2 protein-coding genes are annotated in these 441 nt (G+C 43.8%); both read left to right on the forward strand.

What is annotated here, in order from left to right:
- A partial coding sequence (locus tag IM725_RS20570; RefSeq protein WP_227753992.1) for a hypothetical protein occupies positions 1 to 237 on the forward strand: 237 nt, incomplete at its 5' end.
- Positions 230 to 441: hypothetical protein (locus tag IM725_RS20575; RefSeq protein WP_227753993.1), on the forward strand; the 212-nt coding region annotated here is incomplete at its 3' end. The genes IM725_RS20570 and IM725_RS20575, both read left to right, overlap by 8 nt.

The following is a 441-nucleotide window of genomic DNA, read 5'->3' on the forward strand; positions in this document are numbered from 1 at the left end:
GAACGAGACATGGCGAGAAAGACGAAAGAAGATACTATCCTAGAACAATTAGAGATAGTGCAAGCACAGGAAGTACTAGCAGTAGATACTAAACTACGTAACCAAGTAGTACTATCCCTCCTACACTCAGCGAGTGTGTACAGTATCTCCGATGAAGGAGTACTGCGTGCCCGTGTACGTCGTTGTATGGAGATTGCTGACATTGTTGTAGATGAATTGGAGAAGAAGAATGTATAATTTAATTAATGGTAAAACTTTAAATCAGGTAGTTGCAGAGCAGGGGCTTGTTCGTGGGCCGACACAGTTTCAAACACACTGTACAGGTAAAACATTTGCCGAGGCATTACGGGCAATCAGTGATGCAATGGTCTCAGCAACTGCCGTACGGGAGGGAGTTGTCATTGTACAATGTGACGTCTTTGTACATGCACAAAGGATTGC

It is taken from the genome of Ramlibacter aquaticus (assembly GCF_015159745.1).
Lineage (GTDB): Bacteria > Pseudomonadota > Gammaproteobacteria > Burkholderiales > Burkholderiaceae_C > Ramlibacter > Ramlibacter aquaticus.